A 15,395-nucleotide genomic window follows, 5' to 3' on the forward strand; every position below is an offset into this window, starting at 1 on the left:
TCATTTCGTGAAGATCTTGAAAGCCGACTCGGTGATCAGAACGGCAGATTCTGCGCGCCTGGCGGGGCGATGAGGATGCCGGTGATCTTGCCCGTTCCGTTGTACGCGATGCGCCCGATCCACTCACCGGCTTCATGGCGGAGGGTCGTCTGAACGATCGCGCCCGTGCTCAGGTGTCGATTCAGGAACTTGCTGACAGTCGTCGTTCCGTCTGGCGTCTGAACCGTCGCGTCGGTACAGGCCTCGAGAGTGCCCGAGTCCTCGACGACGTTGCTCCACACCCGCATGAGCGTCCGCTTGCTCAGCGCACGGGCGCAGGTATAGGTCATGTGCGTCCGCACGGCGTCGTAGTCGCCGGCATCCAGACTCTGAAAGACCGTACTCGTGCGATCGACCAGATCGATCACCTGCTGCGACATAAGCTCCCCTTCATTCTGATGACCGAACCGCTTGAACGCGGCCTGGCGACTGACGCCGAGTGCATCGCCGATCGATTGCCAAGACACCCCGCGGGCATGCGCTCCCCGTACCAGTTCGTGCAGACGCTCCCGGGAACGTCGAGCCAACTCGTCAGCATCCCGAATCGACGTGATGTCGTCGGATGCTGCCGCGGAATCCAGCTCGATCCTTGCGGCGAGATCGGCCAGCGTGAGTTTCCTCCGGGAAGCCGAATCGTCCATGGCTCGAGACTAGAAGGCCGATGTGTGAGTGTCAACCACAGGATGACATTCACATTTCCGGTCTGGTCCCTTCCGTCGCATCCAGACGATCGTCTATCCCCGGTTAGGGTGGAGCATGGACATGAGGGTCGCCGCGTACGCGATCATCGTCGATGACGACGAGAGACTGCTGCTGGCACGGTGGATCGAGGGGCGACGCGCCGCATGGACGCTTCCTGGCGGGGGGCTCGAGGCCGGCGAAGACCCGGAGGTCGCCGTCCGTCGCGAGGTTCGTGAGGAGACCGGGTACAAGGTCGTCGTCGAGGAGCTGCTCGGCATCCACTCGCGCGTCATTCCGGGGTCGGCCAGGATCACGGCATCCGTCGAACCCCTGCACACCCTCAGGATCGTCTACCGTGCTCGCGTGTCGGGCGGAAGCCTGCGGAACGAGCGGAACGGATCGACCGACAGGGCCGACTGGTTCACGCGTGACGCGGTGCGCGAGTTGCAGCGCGTCAAACTCGTCGACATCGGTCTCGAAATGGCCGGCATCGCCTGATCGACCCACCCCGAGCCGGGGTCCGCCGATTGGGGCGCGCGTTGTCGCCTCGGGGCGCGGATTGTGCGCCCCGCGCATCAGATTGCGCCCCGACCCGTGGCATCCGTCGGGACCGTTCGAATGAGCACCGGATCGCGAGTGGGGCGCGGCTTGAGTCGGTGGGGCGTGCTCCGCGCTGTCGGGGCGTGGATTAAGCGCCCCGAGCGACGGATCGCGCCCCGTGCCGCACGGCGAGAGGTGCCCGAGGGTCAGATCGCGCCCCGACCCGTGGCATCCGTCTCGGGACGGTTCGAAGGAGCACCGGATCGCGAGTGGGGCGCGGTTTGAGCGGGTGGGGCGTGTTGCGCGCTGTCGGGGCGTGGGTTACGCGCCCCGAGCGACGGATCGCGCCCCGTGCCGCACGGCGAGAGCTCCCGGGCGACGGATCGCGCCCCGCGCCGCATGGCGCCGGGGCGCGGCGCCTGAGTTAGCTGGCGTCCTGCGAGATGTCGGCGACCGTCGCGCCGAAGGCGGCGATGAGGGCGTCGGCGTCGACGAAGAGACTGTAGCCGTGCGCGCCGGCACCCATGGCGATGCGCTGCCCCACGATGCGCTCGTCGGCGTAGACGGGCCACCCGCCATCGGCGCCGATCGGCACGATGGTGCCCCGCTCGTAGCCGGTTGCGGCCAGCGCGCGCTCCGCATCGGGGAACTGAAGCTTGTTCACGCCCACGACGGCGCGCAACTTCGCCCACGAGATCGCGCGGTCCCCGGGCACGAGAGCGAACAAGTATGTGTCGTCGCTGCGCTTGACGACGAGCGTCTTGACGATGTCCGCCGGCTGCAGGCCGAGGAGCGCGGCTGCTTCGGCGAGACTGTTCGCCGCCGGGCGCTCTTTCAGCTCGATCTCGAGCCCGAGCGCCGCGGCGGCGTTCCTTACGCGTGAAAGGGGATCAGGCATCCGGTGCGCGCAGCGGGTCGTCCGCCACCCACAGCTCGTCGTCCGCGCGAAGCGTCTGCCAGGCGGCGTAGAGAACACCCGCCGCCGCGACGGCTCCGAGGATGATGGCGATGACACCGCCGGCACCCATGCCCTTGCGCTGCGGCTCGGGGATGGCCGAGGACAGCTTGCGGGTGACCGACTTGGCGTACTTGTCGGCCTTTTTCGAGTACTTCGATGCGTCGGGGAGCGAGAAGCCGCGACCCGCGGCGAACCGCTGACGGGTCTCGTTCGCGGCATCCCACGCTGACAGAGCGGTACCGACGACCACACCCGTCGCGGGAACGATGTTCTTCTCGAGCACGTGCTTGGACGCCTTGACACTGCGGTCGACGTAAGGCGCGGCGTACTTCTCGTACGTGGCCTGCACCTGCGGGCCGACCTGCTCACGGCCGAAGTTGCCGAGCTGACGGCTCGCCTCGCGAGCGACGTGCGCCGCCTCGCCGACGAGTACCTGCTGCGATTCCCACAGGGCGTTGGCCTGCGACTGAAGCTTGCGGAGTTCCTTCTTGCGCTTGCGGCTGAGGCTCACGGGGCCCTCCCTCTCGACGGGGTCGGTGATTCACCCCATCTTGCCAGACGGCAACGGCTGCAGAGGGAAGGGTTGCTGAGATCTCTGCGAGAATGTAAGACATGCCTCAGCACACAGCCGTCGCCACGATCCACACCAACCACGGCGACATCCTCGTCAACCTCTACGGCGACCACGCGCCGCGGACGGTCAAGAACTTCATCGGACTTTCGGACGGCTCGGGCGAATGGACGGACCCCGCCACCGGCAAGCCCGGCGAGGGCCCCCTCTACAACGGCGTGATCTTCCACCGCATCATCCCCGGCTTCATGATCCAGGGCGGAGACCCCCTCGGTCAGGGCACGGGCGGCCCCGGATACAACTTCAACGACGAGATCAGCCCGGAGCTCACCTTCGCCGAGCCCTACAAGCTCGCCATGGCGAACGCGGGCCTGCGCCGTAACGCGATCACCGGCAAGGCCGAGGGCACCAACGGCTCCCAGTTCTTCATCACGACCGACCCGACGCCGTGGCTGCAGGGCAAGCACACGATCTTCGGCGACGTCGTCGACGCCGACTCCCGCGCCGTCGTCGACGCGATCGCGTCCGTGCCCACGGCGGCGGGCGACCGACCCGTCGAGCCGGTCGTCATCGAGTCGATCGACATCGCGACGGTCTGAACCGCCGCTTCCCGTGACCACGGCGGACTTCGCGCGCAACCGCGACAACTTCTGCTACCGGCATCCCGACCGGCAGAGCTTCGTGCTGTGCCAGCGGTGCCTGCGGACGATCTGCCCGGAGTGCCAGACGCCCGCCGCGGTGGGCGTCGTCTGTCCCGAGTGCATGAAGGAGCAGCGGTCGTCGCAGACGAACGCGCAGAAGAAGGCGGAGCGACGCTGGGCGCGCTCGCGGCCCGTCGTCGTGAGTGATGCACGGCCGCTCGCGACGTACGCCATCATCGGCATCACGGCGCTCGTGTACATCGTGACGCTCATTCCCGGATTCGGGCGCACCGTCGAGAGCGCGCTGATGTTCTGGGCGCCCGCGCTCTATCCCCCGCTCACGGGAACCTTCGAGCCGTGGCGTCTGCTGAGCGTCTCGCTCGTGCACTCCGGCATCTGGCACATCGCGCTGAATATGCTGGCGCTTCTGCTCATCGGACGAAGTCTCGAGCCCCTGCTCGGTCGCTGGCGATTCGTCGCTCTCTACCTTCTCAGTACGCTCGGCGGTTCGGTCGCCGTGACGCTCCTGTCGTTCGGTACTCCCGTCGTGGGTGCATCGGGGGCGATCTTCGGCCTCTTCGGGGCGCTCATCGTGATCGGTCGACACATCGGGGCCAACATCGCCGGCATCGCGGTCGTGCTGGCGATCAACCTCGCGATCGGCTTCATACCGGGCTTCAACGTGTCGTGGCAGGCACACGTCGGCGGACTCGTCGTCGGAGTCATCGTCGGCTTCATCTTCACGCGCACGCGCGCGACGAGCCAGCGGAAGCTTCAGATCGCGCTGTTGATCGCGACAGGAGTCGGACTCGTGGCGCTTCTCGCGATTCCCGTGTTCACGGTGCTACCGGCGTACGCCGTCTGAGTTATCCACAGGTTCATCCACAGGTGGGGATGAATTACACGGGTGTTGTTCGGTGTCGGATGCCGCGGCTCAGCGCCAGCGCGTCGTCATCAAGAACCCGACGAAGGCGATGCCGAAACCGACCACGAGGTTCCACCCGCCGATACCCGGAATGGGCCACTGCTGGTTGCTGAGGTAAAAGACGAGCACCCACGCGAGTCCGATGAGCATGAGCCCGAGCATGATGGGCTTGAACCACACGGGATTCGGGGCTGCTTCGCCTTCTGCGCGCTCGATCATCGCGTCGTCATCTTTGCCGGGTCTCGCCATGCAAGCATTGTAGCCGCCGGGGTGGTCCATCGAAGAACTGCCAGCGGTGCCACAGCCTGGCATCACTAGAATCGGCCCGTGGAGAAGCTGGCTGGTGTCGACGCGGGGGGCTCTGCCGCCCTGCGATCGCGTTCGCGTCCCCGGCGGCGCGTCTCCGTTCTGGGCGTGATCGGCGAACTGCTCATCACCGCCGGTGTCATCACGCTCCTGTACGTCGTGTGGCAGCTCTGGGTGGGCGATCTCATCTACGGAGCACAGCGTTTCGCCGAGAGCGAGGAGCGCTCGCAGCAGTGGGCCCAGGAGTACGTTCCTCCCGCCGCGACGCCCGACGCGGAAACGGAGCCGGCGACGGTCGAGCCGGTGGCGCTCCCGGAACCCGCCGACGCCGAGGTGTTCGGCATCATGCGCATTCCGCGTTTCGGTGCCGACTACTCGTTCGACATCGCAGGTGGCGTCACGCGTGCGCGGACCCTCGACCCCATCGGCGTCGGCCACTACCCCGGAACGTCGATGCCCGGCCAGACCGGCAACTTCGCCCTCGCGGCGCATCGGACGACGTGGGGTGCACCGTTCAACCGCATCGCCGAACTCCGCATCGGCGACCCCATCGTGGTCGAGACCCCCAATGGCTGGTACACCTACCGATTCCGGACGCTCGAGTACGTGACACCCGATGAGGTCGACGTCCTCCAGCCCGTGCCGCAGGCAGTGGGTGTCGAAGCGGGCTCGCGCTACATCACCCTCACGAGCTGCAGTCCGATGTTCTCGATGGCGGAGCGCATCGTCGCCTACGGTGTCTTCGACTCCTACACTCCCCGCGGAGCCGGGCCCCCGGCATCCTTGACGGAGGGCATCTGATGTACGGCGCACTCTGGCGCGTTCTCCCCGGCCCCTGGTGGGTGCGGGTCTTCATCCTGCTCGTGCTCATCGCTGCCGTTCTCTACGGCCTGCTCTTCTACGCGTTTCCGTGGGTGAGCGAGTTCGTCAACCCGCAAGAGGTTACTGTCGAATGACGGGATGCCGCGGCATCCTCGTCGTCGACAACCACGACAGTTTCGTCCACACCCTCATCGCCTATCTGACGCAGCTCGGCGCCGAGACCGACATCGTCGAGGCCGATGCGATCAGCGACCCGATCGCCGAGATCGCGCCGTACCGGGGCGTGCTCGTATCGCCCGGTCCCGGAACACCCCGCGACGCGGGCGCGTCGGTCGAGGTCGTCCGTGCGGCCGCGAAGCTGGGTACTCCCCTGCTCGGCGTATGCCTCGGGCACCAGGCCATCGCGGAGGCATTCGGCGGAACCGTATCGCACGCCCCCGAGCTGATGCACGGGATGACCTCGACCGTCCACCACGACGGGTCAGCGCTCTACAGCGGCCTGCCGCAACCTTTCACGGCGACGCGGTATCACTCGCTTGCGATCGTGCCGGAGTCGATGCCCGCGGTGCTGCGCGTCACGAGCCGCACCGACTCGGGTGTCGTCATGGGGATCGAGCACCGGACCGAGCGGATCGTCGGCGTACAGTTCCACCCGGAGAGCGTGCTCACCGAGGGAGGCCACCGTCTGCTCGGCAACTGGCTGCAGAGCGTCGGCTACGAGGATGCCGCATCCATCGGGGCCGCGCTGCGTCCCTGATCAGGGATCCATCGCCGATCAGGGAGCGCCCGAGCAGTAGACGAGCGTGATCGCCGAGAGGATCGGGACATCGCCCGGTGGAAGCGACTGGGAACGCACCGTCGGAGGGTCGTCCGCCGCGCACCCGGGATCTTCCTGGGCCGTCACGGTGAGTCCGTCCGCCTCCAACTGCCGCGTCGCGGCGTCGATCGTGAAGCCGGTCACATCGTTGATCGTGACGCGACCCGAGGCGACGACGAGATTCACGGCCGTGCCCTTGGGAATCTCGGCGTCGGCGCGTTGATCCGCGGACAGGACGGTGCCCCCGGCGATCTGCGCGTCGTTCCGCTGCGTGATGAGACCGAGAGAGAGCCCCGCCGCTTCGAGCGCTTGCGCCGCGGCATCCTGACTCAGTCCTTCGAGAACGGGGACCGTCGACAGCTCCTGGCCCGTCGACACGTAGACACGGATCTCCTGCTCGGGGGTCACCGACTCCCCCGCGGGCGGGTCGGTGCGAATGACGTTCCCCACTGCGACGTCGGCGTTCGCCTCGTCGAGGCGGCGCGAGAGAAGGTCTTCTTCACCGAGCTCCTGCGCGGCGCGCTCGTACGTCATGCCGCTCACGTCGGGGACGATCCGCGCGATCGACGGCACGTCACCGCCGTCGGGACGAATCGTCAGCACCCAGAACAGCACGGCTGCCAGGAGGACCGCGAGGAGCGCGACCCCCGACCAGATCCACGCGACGGGCGGCCCGGACTGGGTGCGCTTCATCGTCGTGTCGGTGCTCAGCTGCCGCAGCGATCGGGCGGTCTCCGCCGCCTGGCGCGGGTTGGGACCGTAGAGCTCGCTCGTGAGCGCCGACACCTGACGCTTCGTCGGGGGCCTGCCGTCGATCGTGGCGTCGAGCGACTCGCGGAACGACGCAGCGTCCTGATAGCGCTGGAACGGGTCCTTCGCGAGAGCACGGAGCGCGACGGCATCCAACGCACGGGGGACCGTCTCGTTGATCTCCGACGGCGGGAGGGGTGCTTCGCTGACGTGCTGATACGCCACGGCGACGGGCGACTCTCCGCGGAACGGCGTGCGTCCGGCGAGGAGCTCGTACAGCACGACGCCCGCGGAGTACAGGTCGGCACGGGCATCGACCGGTTCGCCCTTGGCCTGCTCGGGCGAGAAGTACGCCGCCGTCCCGAGGATCGCGGTCGTCTCCGCGACGGTGGACGAGCCGTCCGACACGGCGCGCGCGATGCCGAAGTCCATGACCTTGATCTGGCCCGCGTCAGTGACCATGACGTTGCCGGGCTTGATGTCGCGGTGGACGACACCGGCGCGGTGGGAGTACTCGAGTGCTTCGAGGATGCCGTCGACATAGCGCACGGCCTCGGTGACCGGGACGGGCCCGTCGGAGATGATGTCCTTCAGGAGGCGGCCCTTGACGAGCTCCATCACGATGTACGGAACCGCACGGACGGAGCCGTCGGGCTGTGTCTCGCTGTCTTCGCCGGCGTCGTAGACGCGCACGATCGTGGGGTGGGCCATGCGCGACGCTGCCTGCGCCTCGAGACGGAACCTCGTGCGGAAAGCGTTGTCGCTCGCGAGATCGCGATCGAGCACCTTGATGGCGACGTCGCGACCGAGCGTCACGTCGTAGCCACGATAGACACTCGCCATGCCGCCGCGACCGATGAGCTCATCGACGCGATAGCGCCCTGACAGGACGCGCGGTTCAGCAGACACTTCACTCCCTGCGTTGGACCTCCCGAAAGCCTAACCGAGGCAGGCTGGGAGACCCGTCAGGGCGTCGCGCCCGGCGTCGGCGTCGAGGGCGGCTGGGGTGCCGCCTCGATCGGTGCGTTGGCCTCACCGGACGCTCCGCTGGTGCGTTCGCCCGCCGTTCCACCCGAGCACGTCACCGTGTACGTCACGATGAGCGCCTGGCCGGCAGAACCGGTCACCTGCACCTCGGCGGTGCGATCGTTGGCGCCGAAAGCCGCCGTGGACTGACCCGTCGAGGGGAATACGCCCTGCGTCACAGTGAACTGGAACGCGCTGACGCTTCCGGTACCGGACGGGCACGAGTATCCGTCCCATCCGATCTGGACCGTGCCACCCGCCTGCGGCGTTCCCGTGATGCGGGGGGCCGCCGGCTGGGGCATCTCGACCTGGCCGGCGTAGTGCGTCAGGTTGATGATCGTGCCCTTCGGCACGTTGCCCGTTGGGTCGACGCTGTAGATGAGGCCTTCGCTCTCGGGGTTCGGTGCGGCGTCGCCGGCGACACAGCTCGCGCCGAGCTCGAGAGCATCGAGCTTCGCGGATGCCGCCGTGCAGTCCAGTCCCTCGAACTCGGATGCCACGACGTTGGCCGTCGTCGGTGTCGGGCTCGGGGTGTCGGTCTGCGTCCGCGACGGCGTGCCGGACGGCGTCGTCGGGTCGGGGTCGGGACTCTGGTTCCCGAAGATCGCCCAGAGCGATCCCGCGAGGACGATGACGAGCAGTGCGATGAGGGCGATGAGCGGCCACGTCCAGGGACTGCGCTTGCGCTTGGGCTCCTCGTCGACCGGTTCGCCGTCGGCCGGCACGTCGGCGGGAGCCGTCAGCAGCCTCGTGGCCGCCGACGTGTCGGCACCCTGGAGGAGCTGCGTCATGTCATCGGCCGTGGCGGTGCCCGCCGCGATGGCGGGAACGGCAGCCGCTGCCGCTGCGAGGTCTCCGCGACGCAGCGCCGAGGCGGCGCGCGCGACGGCCGCAGCCGACGCGGGCCGGTCCTCGGGCTTCTTGGCGATCATCGCCATCACGAGGTTCTGCACGGGGACCGCGACCGTCGGGGGCAGCGGAGGTGCCGTGTCGTTGATCTGCGCCATCGCGATCGCGACCTGCGACTCGCCCGTGAACGGACGCTTGCCCGCGAGGCACTCGTACGCGACGATGCCGAGCGAGTACGTGTCTGTCGCGGGGGATGCCGGGTGCCCCGACGCCTGCTCGGGCGACAGGTACTGCACGGTCCCCATCACCTGACCGGTCGCCGTGAGCGGAACCTGGTCGGCGATGCGGGCGATGCCGAAGTCGGTGATCTTGACCCGACCATCCGGAGTGATCAGGAGGTTTCCGGGCTTGATGTCGCGATGCACGAGACCGGCCGCGTGTGCGGCCTGGAGCGCGGCGGACGTCTGGGCGACGATGTCGAGGGTCTTGTCGGTCGACAGAGCCCCATCGCGCTCGAGGATCGTCGACAACGCCTCGCCGGGCACGAGCTCCATCACGAGGAACGCGCTGCCGTTCTCCTCGCCGTAGTCGAAGACACTCGCGATGCCCTCGTGGTTGACGAGTGCCGCGTGCCGCGCCTCCGCGCGGAATCGCTCGAGGAACCCGGGGTCCCCCATGTACTCGTCCTTGAGGATCTTGATGGCCACGGTCCGTCCGATGACGTGGTCCGTGGCTTCCCACACCTCGCCCATACCGCCGATCGCAATACGCGAATCAAGCTCGTAACGGCCGCCGAAGGTCACACCTTGCGTCGGTCTCATCTGCCCAGCACCGCCTCCATGACCTTCTTCGCGATCGGGGCGGCGATTGCGCCTCCGCTTCCCGACTGTCCTTGTCCGCCGCCGTCTTCCACAACGACGGCCACCGCGACCTGCGGGTCGTCAGCGGGGGCGAAGCCCGTGAACCACAGTGAATAGGGGTCAGACCCGTTCTCCGCGGTGCCGGTCTTTCCCGCTACCTGGACGCCGTCTATTCTTGCACCGCTCGCGACGCCGTTACTGACATTGGCAACCATCATGGCGACAAGCTCCTCTGCAAGGTCCTCGTCCAGGGCACGTCCGTACTCGGTGTTCTCGAACACCTGCTGCACGGACAGGTCGGGTCCGATCACACGATCGACCATACGGGGGTTCATGACGACGCCTTCGTTGGCGATACCGGCCGACACCATCGCCATCTGGAGAGGCGTCGCCGTCACCCGGCCCTGACCGAATCCGGTGAGGGCCGTCTGCGCGGCATCGAGCGCCCGCGGGTCGTCGGCGTTGGGCGGGTAGCTCGACGGCGTCGACACGAGCGGCGTCTGGAACGACGTGTTGAAGCCGTACTTCTCGGCTTCCGTCCGGATGACCTCGTCGCCCAGCTCCGCGGCGAGTTCGGCGAACGGGATGTTGCAGCTGAGGCGGAGCGCATCCGCGATCGTCACCGTCTCGCCTTCACCGCAAGTGCCGCCGGAAGCATTCCGGATCGTCGTGGACGTTCCCGGCAGCTGATACGAGCCGGGGTTGGGGAGCGTGGAGGCGGGCGTGTAGTCGCCCGAGGCGAGGGCCGCGGATGCGACGACGAGCTTGAACGTCGACCCGGGAGGGTTGAGGTCTCCGGCGATCGCGCGGTTCGAGAGCGGCTTCGCGGCATCCGCCAGCAGGGCCGCCTCGGCGGCGTTGACCTCGTCGACATTGTGCGAGGCGAGGAGGTTCGTGTCGTAGCTCGGACTCGTGACGAGAGCCAGGATGCGACCCGTCGCGGGCTCGATCGCGACGACGCCGCCCTGAAGGCCCTGCATCGCGTCGAACGCCGCCTGCTGGACGTCGCGATCCACCGAGAGGACGATGTCGGACCCGCGTGGCGGCTGACCCGAGAGGATCCGGTCGATGCGAGACAGGAACTGGGAGCTGGCGGTGCCGCTCAGCTCTTGGTTCATCGCCGACTCGATCCCGGTCGCGGACCCCAGCACGGGGTTGATGTAGCCGGTCACGGGCGCCCACATCTCGGCATCCGTGTACACGCGCTGCCAGCTGTAGAGATCGTTCGACGGGACGGACGACGCGATAGCCGACCCGCTTGCGATGATCGCGCCACGCTGCACCTCGTACGAGTCGTAGAGCGCGCGACGATTCTCCGGGTTGTCGGCGAGGGCGTCGGCCTGGACGACCTGGATCCAGCTCGTCGAGGCGAACAGGCCCATGAACATCAGCAGCATGATGATGCTGAGCCGGCGGAGCTCTTTCGTCACAGGGAGCACCTCCTCGGGACGCGGGTGGGACGTGTCATCCGATCACCACCCGGGGTCGCGAGCGGACGGCGTCGGAGACGCGCAGCAGGATCGCCACGATGATCCAGTTCGCGATGAGCGAGGAGCCACCCGCCGCGAGGAAAGGCGTCGTGAGGCCCGTCAGCGGGATGAGACGCGTGACGCCGCCCACCATGATGAAGACTTGGAGGGCGATCGTGAACGACAGGCCGACGGCGAGGAGCTTGCCGAAGTCGTCTTGTCCTGCAAGACCGATCCGGATGCCGCGGCTCGTGAACACCATGTAGAGGCAGAGGATCGCGAAGACGCCGACGAGCCCGAGCTCCTCGCCGAGGGCGGGGAGGATGTAGTCGCTCTCGGCGACCGGCGTCAGATACGGCCGACCCTGCCCGAGCCCCGTGCCGATGAGTCCGCCCTGCGCGAGTCCGAAGATGCCCGCGACGAGCTGGAAGCTCGAGTTGTCCATCAGGTCGGGATTGAAAGCGTCCAGCCAGATCGTGAAGCGCTCGCCGACGTAGGGAAGCACGCGCGAGGCGAGGAACGCCCCCGCACCGACGAGGACGACGCCGATGAGGACCCAGCTCGTCTTGCCGGTCGCGACATAGAGCATCGCGACGAACATGCCGAAGATGAGGAGCCCCGTGCCGAGGTCGCGCTGCATGACGATGATGCCGAGCGAGATGAGCCAGAGCACGAGCAGCGGCCCGAGTTCGCGGGCTCGCGGCCACGTCATCCCGAGGAAGCGCGTGCCCACGGAGGAGAGGCTCTCGCGCGTGCGGACGAGGTATCCCGCGAAGAAGATCGCCAGGCAGATCTTGGCCAGTTCACCCGGTTGGAACGTGAAGAAGCCCACGTCGACCCAGACGTCCGCGTTCCCTCCGGCGCTCAGCCCGGGGATGACGGGAAGGATCAGCAGCAGGATCGCGACGAAACCGAAGATGTAGGTGTAGCGGAAGAGGACGCGGTAGTTCCGCAGCGTCATGACGACGACGATCGCGAGCACGATCGCGATGGCGGCCCACGCGAGCTGGCGTGTCGAGAACGCATCCCACCCGTGGCGGTCGCGGGCGAGATCGAGGCGATAGATCATCGCGAGCCCGAGACCCGTCAGGATCGTGCCGATCGGCACGACGAACGGGTCGGCATCGCGCGCGACGAGCCGCAGGACGATGTGGAGCGCGATGACGAGGGCGGAGAGTCCGCCGCAGTAGATGAGGAACGTCGGCTCGATGGCGTCGATCGCGCCGAGCTGGACGAGGGCGATCGCCGAGCCGTTGATGAGGAAGGCGAAGAGGAGCAGTCCCAGCTCGCGGTTGCGCTGCGTCTGCGGAACACGGATGCGGCGAAGAGCGCGAAGGACCGCGGTGTCGGCGGCGACGGCCTGAGTATCGGCGGCCATGGCTCACCCCCCTCCCGATTCGGCGATGGTGGTCACGATGTCACGAGCACCCTGCAAGGAATCTGCGGACAGCGTCTGCTCGACGCGCTGGCGCGTGAATTCGGACAGCGAGTCCAGCGGGATTCCCGTGTCCTCATAGACGTCCGACAGCGGGAAAGGACCGATGCTCTGCTGGATGCCACGGAAGATCACGACCGTGTCGTCGTCGGCTCCGACGTAGAAGCGCGTCTGCGTCAACTGGTATCCGCCGAACACCGCGGCCGCGAGGAGGCCGATCACGAGGATGAAGCCGACGATCCAGCCGATGCGCCGACGTCGCGCGCGTCGATGGTCCTCTTCGATGAGCTCCTCGAGGAACTCCGCGGCGGGCTCGAAGTGTGTCGGCTCGTTGGCCGCCTGACGGTTCGGGTGGAGCCAGCTGGTGCGTCCGGGCCGGGCGGCGGGCACCTCGACGCCGAGGGGCGTGGAGGCGGACCCGACGATCGTGGGCGTGCCGGAGAAGAGCGGATGCTGACCCCCGACGTCGACGAGCACGATCGTCACGTTGTCGGGCGCACCGCCGTCGAGTGCCTGCTTGAGCAGCTGGTCGGCCGTGCGACCGGGGGCGAGCCCCGCGCCGAGGGTCTTGGCGGTGTGGGGGTCGTCGACGACGCCCGAGAGACCGTCCGAGCACAGGAGCCACCGGTCACCCGGCTGCGTCGGCATGATGAAGGTGTCGAGTTCGGGATCCGCGTCCATGTCGCCCAGCACGCGCATGAGCACGGACCGTCGCGGGTGGTAGCGGGCTTCCTCGGGGGTGATGCGGCCGGAGTCCACGAGTCGCTGCACGAACGTGTGGTCGGTCGTGATCTGTGTCAGGGCGTCGTCGCGGTAGAGGTAGATCCGGGAATCGCCGATGTGGGCGATGACGGCGTAGTCGTCGACCATGACGAGAGCGCTGACCGTCGTGCCCATCCCGGCGAGCTCGGGGCGGACGTGAACCGTCTCGATGAGGTCGCCCGCCGTGTCGGTGATGGCGTCGCGGAGCGCCCGCTCGGCTTCCGACGGCGACGTGAAGGGCTGATCGACGCTCTCGAGCCGCGTGACCGCGAGACTCGATGCGACGTCACCGCCGGCGTGCCCGCCCATGCCGTCGGCGACGACGAACAGGTTCGATCCGGCGTATCCGGAGTCCTGATTGTTGGAGCGGACCTTGCCGGTATGCGATATCGCGACGCTCGAACCCTGGAAGACCATACGGGAGGGACTACTTCCGCAGCTCGAACGTCGTCGCGCCGACCTTGATCGGTGCGCCGAGGGTGATCGGGACCGGGGAAGCGACGCGAACACCGTCGTGCCATGTGCCGTTCGTCGAGTCGAGGTCCTGCAGCATCCACTGGTCGCCCCACAGCACGAGGCGCGCGTGATGACTCGAGGTGTAGTCGTCGCGCACGACGAGGCCCGACTCGCTCGAGCGTCCGATCGTGAGGGGTTCGCTTCCGAGCGGAAGCTCGAGCCCCGCCTTGGGGCCGCTCGTGATGACGATGCGGGATGCGGTCGCGGTCGTCGCGGGACCGCCGGCGGGCTCTGCCTTGGGCGGCACGGGGGCCGTCGCGCGCGGAGGCGTCGCGGGTGAGGGAGCGGGCACAGGCGCCGGCGCTCCGGCGGCGGCCGCTTCGGGCATCTTCCTGACCTTCACGCCGAACAGGTCGGCGCGCAGCGAGTAGACGATGGCGAAGACGAAGAACCACAGCAGCAGCAGGAAGCCGATGCGCAAGAGGAGCAGGGTCAGTTCGCTCGTCACGGAAGCGGTCCCTGCTCTCGGATGTCGAATGCGCGCGTCGCGTCGGCGGCGGGCATCGTGGGGGTCGGGGGAGTCGTCTGCGGGACGATGCGGAAGACGATGTTCGTGCGCCCGATCGTCACGGTCGAGTCCGGCGCGAGCGGCGCCTCTGTGACCTTACGCCCATTCAGCTGCGTGCCGTTGGTCGATTTCATGTCGCGCACCATGGCGCGCTCGCCGTCCCACAGGATCTCGACGTGGCGTCGGCTCGTGCCGGCATCCGAGATCGTGATGTCGGCATCGCTCCCGCGACCGATGACCGTCCGCGACTTCGTCAGCGGGTGGCGCTTCCCCTCGACATCGACGACGCCCCGCCACGCGACGCGCCCCTGGGCCGTCGACGACTCGATCCGGAGCGTCCCCGTCGACTGCTGCGTGTCGCGGACGATCCCGATCGTGACGGGTCCTGCGAACGAGTACCCCTGCTGCTTCGCGTGCTTCTGCACGAGCGTGTGGAGCTCATCGCCGAGCGTCTCGCCGAGCGTCGCCATCTTGTCGTCATCGGCGGGCGACAGGTGCACCGTGAAGGTGTTCGGCGCGAGAATGCGGTCGCGGCTGACCACGGCAGCCTTCTTGTCGAGCTCGCTGCGCAGGGCGGATGCGATCTCGACGGGCTGGATACCGCTGCGGAAGGTCTTCGCGAACGCGCTGTTCACAGCGCGCTCGAGACTCTTCTCGAAGCTGTCAAGTAGTCCCACGGAGCTCCTCAGAGGGGGGTGCCTGGTCTGCTACATGCTAATTGCACAGACTGGGGGTACCGAGAACTGCGTCGACTTCGTTGCGATTCCGCCGCTCGGCAGCCCCGTGATATCCTCGCCAGGTTGAGTTCTGCGGCATCCTGCGTGCCGTGACTCGCGCGAGTGGCGGAATAGGCAGACGCGCTGGCTTCAGGTGCCAGTGCCCGAAAGGGCGTGGGGGTTCAACTCCCCCCTCGCGCACAG

The 15,395-nt window shown here is 67.7% G+C and carries 17 protein-coding genes and 1 tRNA gene; 7 read left to right on the plus strand and 11 right to left on the minus strand.

The window, feature by feature from the left end; all coding sequences use genetic code 11:
* Positions 1-35 precede the first annotated feature (35 nt).
* Entirely contained in the window at positions 36-680 is a 645-nt protein-coding gene (locus FBY39_RS04115; protein ID WP_141930418.1) for a hypothetical protein, read from the minus strand.
* Between the two features lie 115 nt (positions 681-795).
* Here FBY39_RS04115 and FBY39_RS04120 point away from each other — a divergent pair, with 115 nt between their 5' ends.
* Positions 796-1,218 (plus strand): NUDIX hydrolase, encoded by a 423-nt coding sequence (locus FBY39_RS04120; RefSeq protein WP_141930420.1) that lies wholly within the window; start codon positions 796-798, stop codon positions 1,216-1,218.
* A gap of 466 nt (positions 1,219-1,684) precedes the next feature.
* Here FBY39_RS04120 and FBY39_RS04125 read toward each other — a convergent pair whose 3' ends face one another.
* Positions 1,685-2,158: an aminoacyl-tRNA deacylase gene (locus tag FBY39_RS04125; protein WP_141930422.1), complete on the minus strand. Its 474-nt coding sequence runs from the start codon at positions 2,156-2,158 to the stop codon at positions 1,685-1,687.
* A complete protein-coding gene (locus FBY39_RS04130) occupies positions 2,151-2,729 on the minus strand; it encodes a DNA helicase (protein WP_141930424.1) in 579 nt (192 codons plus the stop codon). Before FBY39_RS04130 ends, FBY39_RS04125 begins: the two co-directional genes overlap by 8 nt.
* Before the next feature lie 101 nt (positions 2,730-2,830).
* Here FBY39_RS04130 and FBY39_RS04135 point away from each other — a divergent pair, with 101 nt between their 5' ends.
* Together FBY39_RS04135 and FBY39_RS04140 are read left to right on the plus strand one after the other, a co-directional pair.
* Positions 2,831-3,388: a peptidylprolyl isomerase gene (locus FBY39_RS04135; RefSeq protein WP_141930426.1), complete on the plus strand. Its 558-nt coding sequence runs from the start codon at positions 2,831-2,833 to the stop codon at positions 3,386-3,388.
* Between the two features lie 13 nt (positions 3,389-3,401).
* On the plus strand, positions 3,402-4,295 hold the full coding sequence (locus FBY39_RS04140; RefSeq protein WP_141930428.1) for a rhomboid family intramembrane serine protease: 894 nt from the start codon (positions 3,402-3,404) through the stop codon (positions 4,293-4,295).
* A 69-nt stretch (positions 4,296-4,364) separates the two neighbouring features.
* Here FBY39_RS04140 and FBY39_RS04145 read toward each other — a convergent pair whose 3' ends face one another.
* Positions 4,365-4,604 (minus strand): cell division protein CrgA, encoded by a 240-nt coding sequence (locus FBY39_RS04145; protein ID WP_141930429.1) that lies wholly within the window; start codon positions 4,602-4,604, stop codon positions 4,365-4,367.
* Between the two features lie 78 nt (positions 4,605-4,682).
* Here FBY39_RS04145 and FBY39_RS04150 point away from each other — a divergent pair, with 78 nt between their 5' ends.
* The 3 genes from FBY39_RS04150 to FBY39_RS04155 are packed head-to-tail and all read left to right on the plus strand — an operon-like array spanning position 4,683 to position 6,240.
* Positions 4,683-5,462 (plus strand): class E sortase, encoded by a 780-nt coding sequence (locus tag FBY39_RS04150; protein ID WP_260837431.1) that lies wholly within the window; start codon positions 4,683-4,685, stop codon positions 5,460-5,462.
* The gene (locus tag FBY39_RS16510; RefSeq protein ID WP_179520388.1) at positions 5,462-5,617 is read left to right on the plus strand and encodes a hypothetical protein; all 156 of its coding nucleotides are present in this window, start codon (positions 5,462-5,464) and stop codon (positions 5,615-5,617) included. Before FBY39_RS04150 ends, FBY39_RS16510 begins: the two co-directional genes overlap by 1 nt.
* Positions 5,614-6,240, plus strand: coding sequence for an aminodeoxychorismate/anthranilate synthase component II (locus tag FBY39_RS04155; RefSeq protein ID WP_141930431.1), 627 nt, complete (start codon positions 5,614-5,616; stop codon positions 6,238-6,240). Before FBY39_RS16510 ends, FBY39_RS04155 begins: the two co-directional genes overlap by 4 nt.
* A gap of 18 nt (positions 6,241-6,258) precedes the next feature.
* Here FBY39_RS04155 and pknB read toward each other — a convergent pair whose 3' ends face one another.
* Genes pknB through FBY39_RS04190 form a run of 7 tightly spaced genes read right to left on the minus strand, consistent with a single transcriptional unit; the run spans position 6,259 to position 15,152 of the window.
* Positions 6,259-7,959 carry a Stk1 family PASTA domain-containing Ser/Thr kinase gene (pknB, locus tag FBY39_RS04160; RefSeq protein WP_141930432.1) on the minus strand — a complete coding sequence of 567 codons (1,701 nt, stop codon included), beginning with the start codon at positions 7,957-7,959 and terminating at the stop codon, positions 6,259-6,261.
* Positions 7,960-8,015: 56 nt separating this feature from the next.
* Positions 8,016-9,746, minus strand: coding sequence for a protein kinase domain-containing protein (locus FBY39_RS04165; RefSeq protein ID WP_141930434.1), 1,731 nt, complete (start codon positions 9,744-9,746; stop codon positions 8,016-8,018).
* Positions 9,743-11,215, minus strand: a complete 1,473-nt coding sequence (locus FBY39_RS04170; RefSeq protein ID WP_141930436.1) for a penicillin-binding protein 2 — start codon at positions 11,213-11,215, stop codon at positions 9,743-9,745. The genes FBY39_RS04165 and FBY39_RS04170 overlap by 4 nt, the downstream gene beginning before the upstream one ends.
* Positions 11,216-11,249: 34 nt before the next feature.
* A complete protein-coding gene (locus tag FBY39_RS04175; RefSeq protein ID WP_141930438.1) occupies positions 11,250-12,632 on the minus strand; it encodes an FtsW/RodA/SpoVE family cell cycle protein in 1,383 nt (460 codons plus the stop codon).
* A 3-nt stretch (positions 12,633-12,635) separates the two neighbouring features.
* Entirely contained in the window at positions 12,636-13,868 is a 1,233-nt protein-coding gene (locus tag FBY39_RS04180) for a PP2C family serine/threonine-protein phosphatase (RefSeq protein WP_141930440.1), read from the minus strand.
* Positions 13,869-13,878: 10 nt separating this feature from the next.
* Positions 13,879-14,415, minus strand: coding sequence for an FHA domain-containing protein (locus FBY39_RS04185; RefSeq protein ID WP_141930442.1), 537 nt, complete (start codon positions 14,413-14,415; stop codon positions 13,879-13,881).
* Positions 14,412-15,152 (minus strand): DUF3662 and FHA domain-containing protein, encoded by a 741-nt coding sequence (locus FBY39_RS04190; RefSeq protein WP_141930444.1) that lies wholly within the window; start codon positions 15,150-15,152, stop codon positions 14,412-14,414. Before FBY39_RS04190 ends, FBY39_RS04185 begins: the two co-directional genes overlap by 4 nt.
* A gap of 156 nt (positions 15,153-15,308) precedes the next feature.
* Here FBY39_RS04190 and FBY39_RS04195 point away from each other — a divergent pair.
* Positions 15,309-15,392: transfer RNA gene (locus FBY39_RS04195), tRNA-Leu, on the plus strand.
* Positions 15,393-15,395: the final 3 nt, after the last annotated feature.

Source organism: Microbacterium sp. SLBN-146, from assembly GCF_006715145.1.
In the GTDB taxonomy this organism is placed as follows: Bacteria; Actinomycetota; Actinomycetes; order Actinomycetales; family Microbacteriaceae; genus Microbacterium.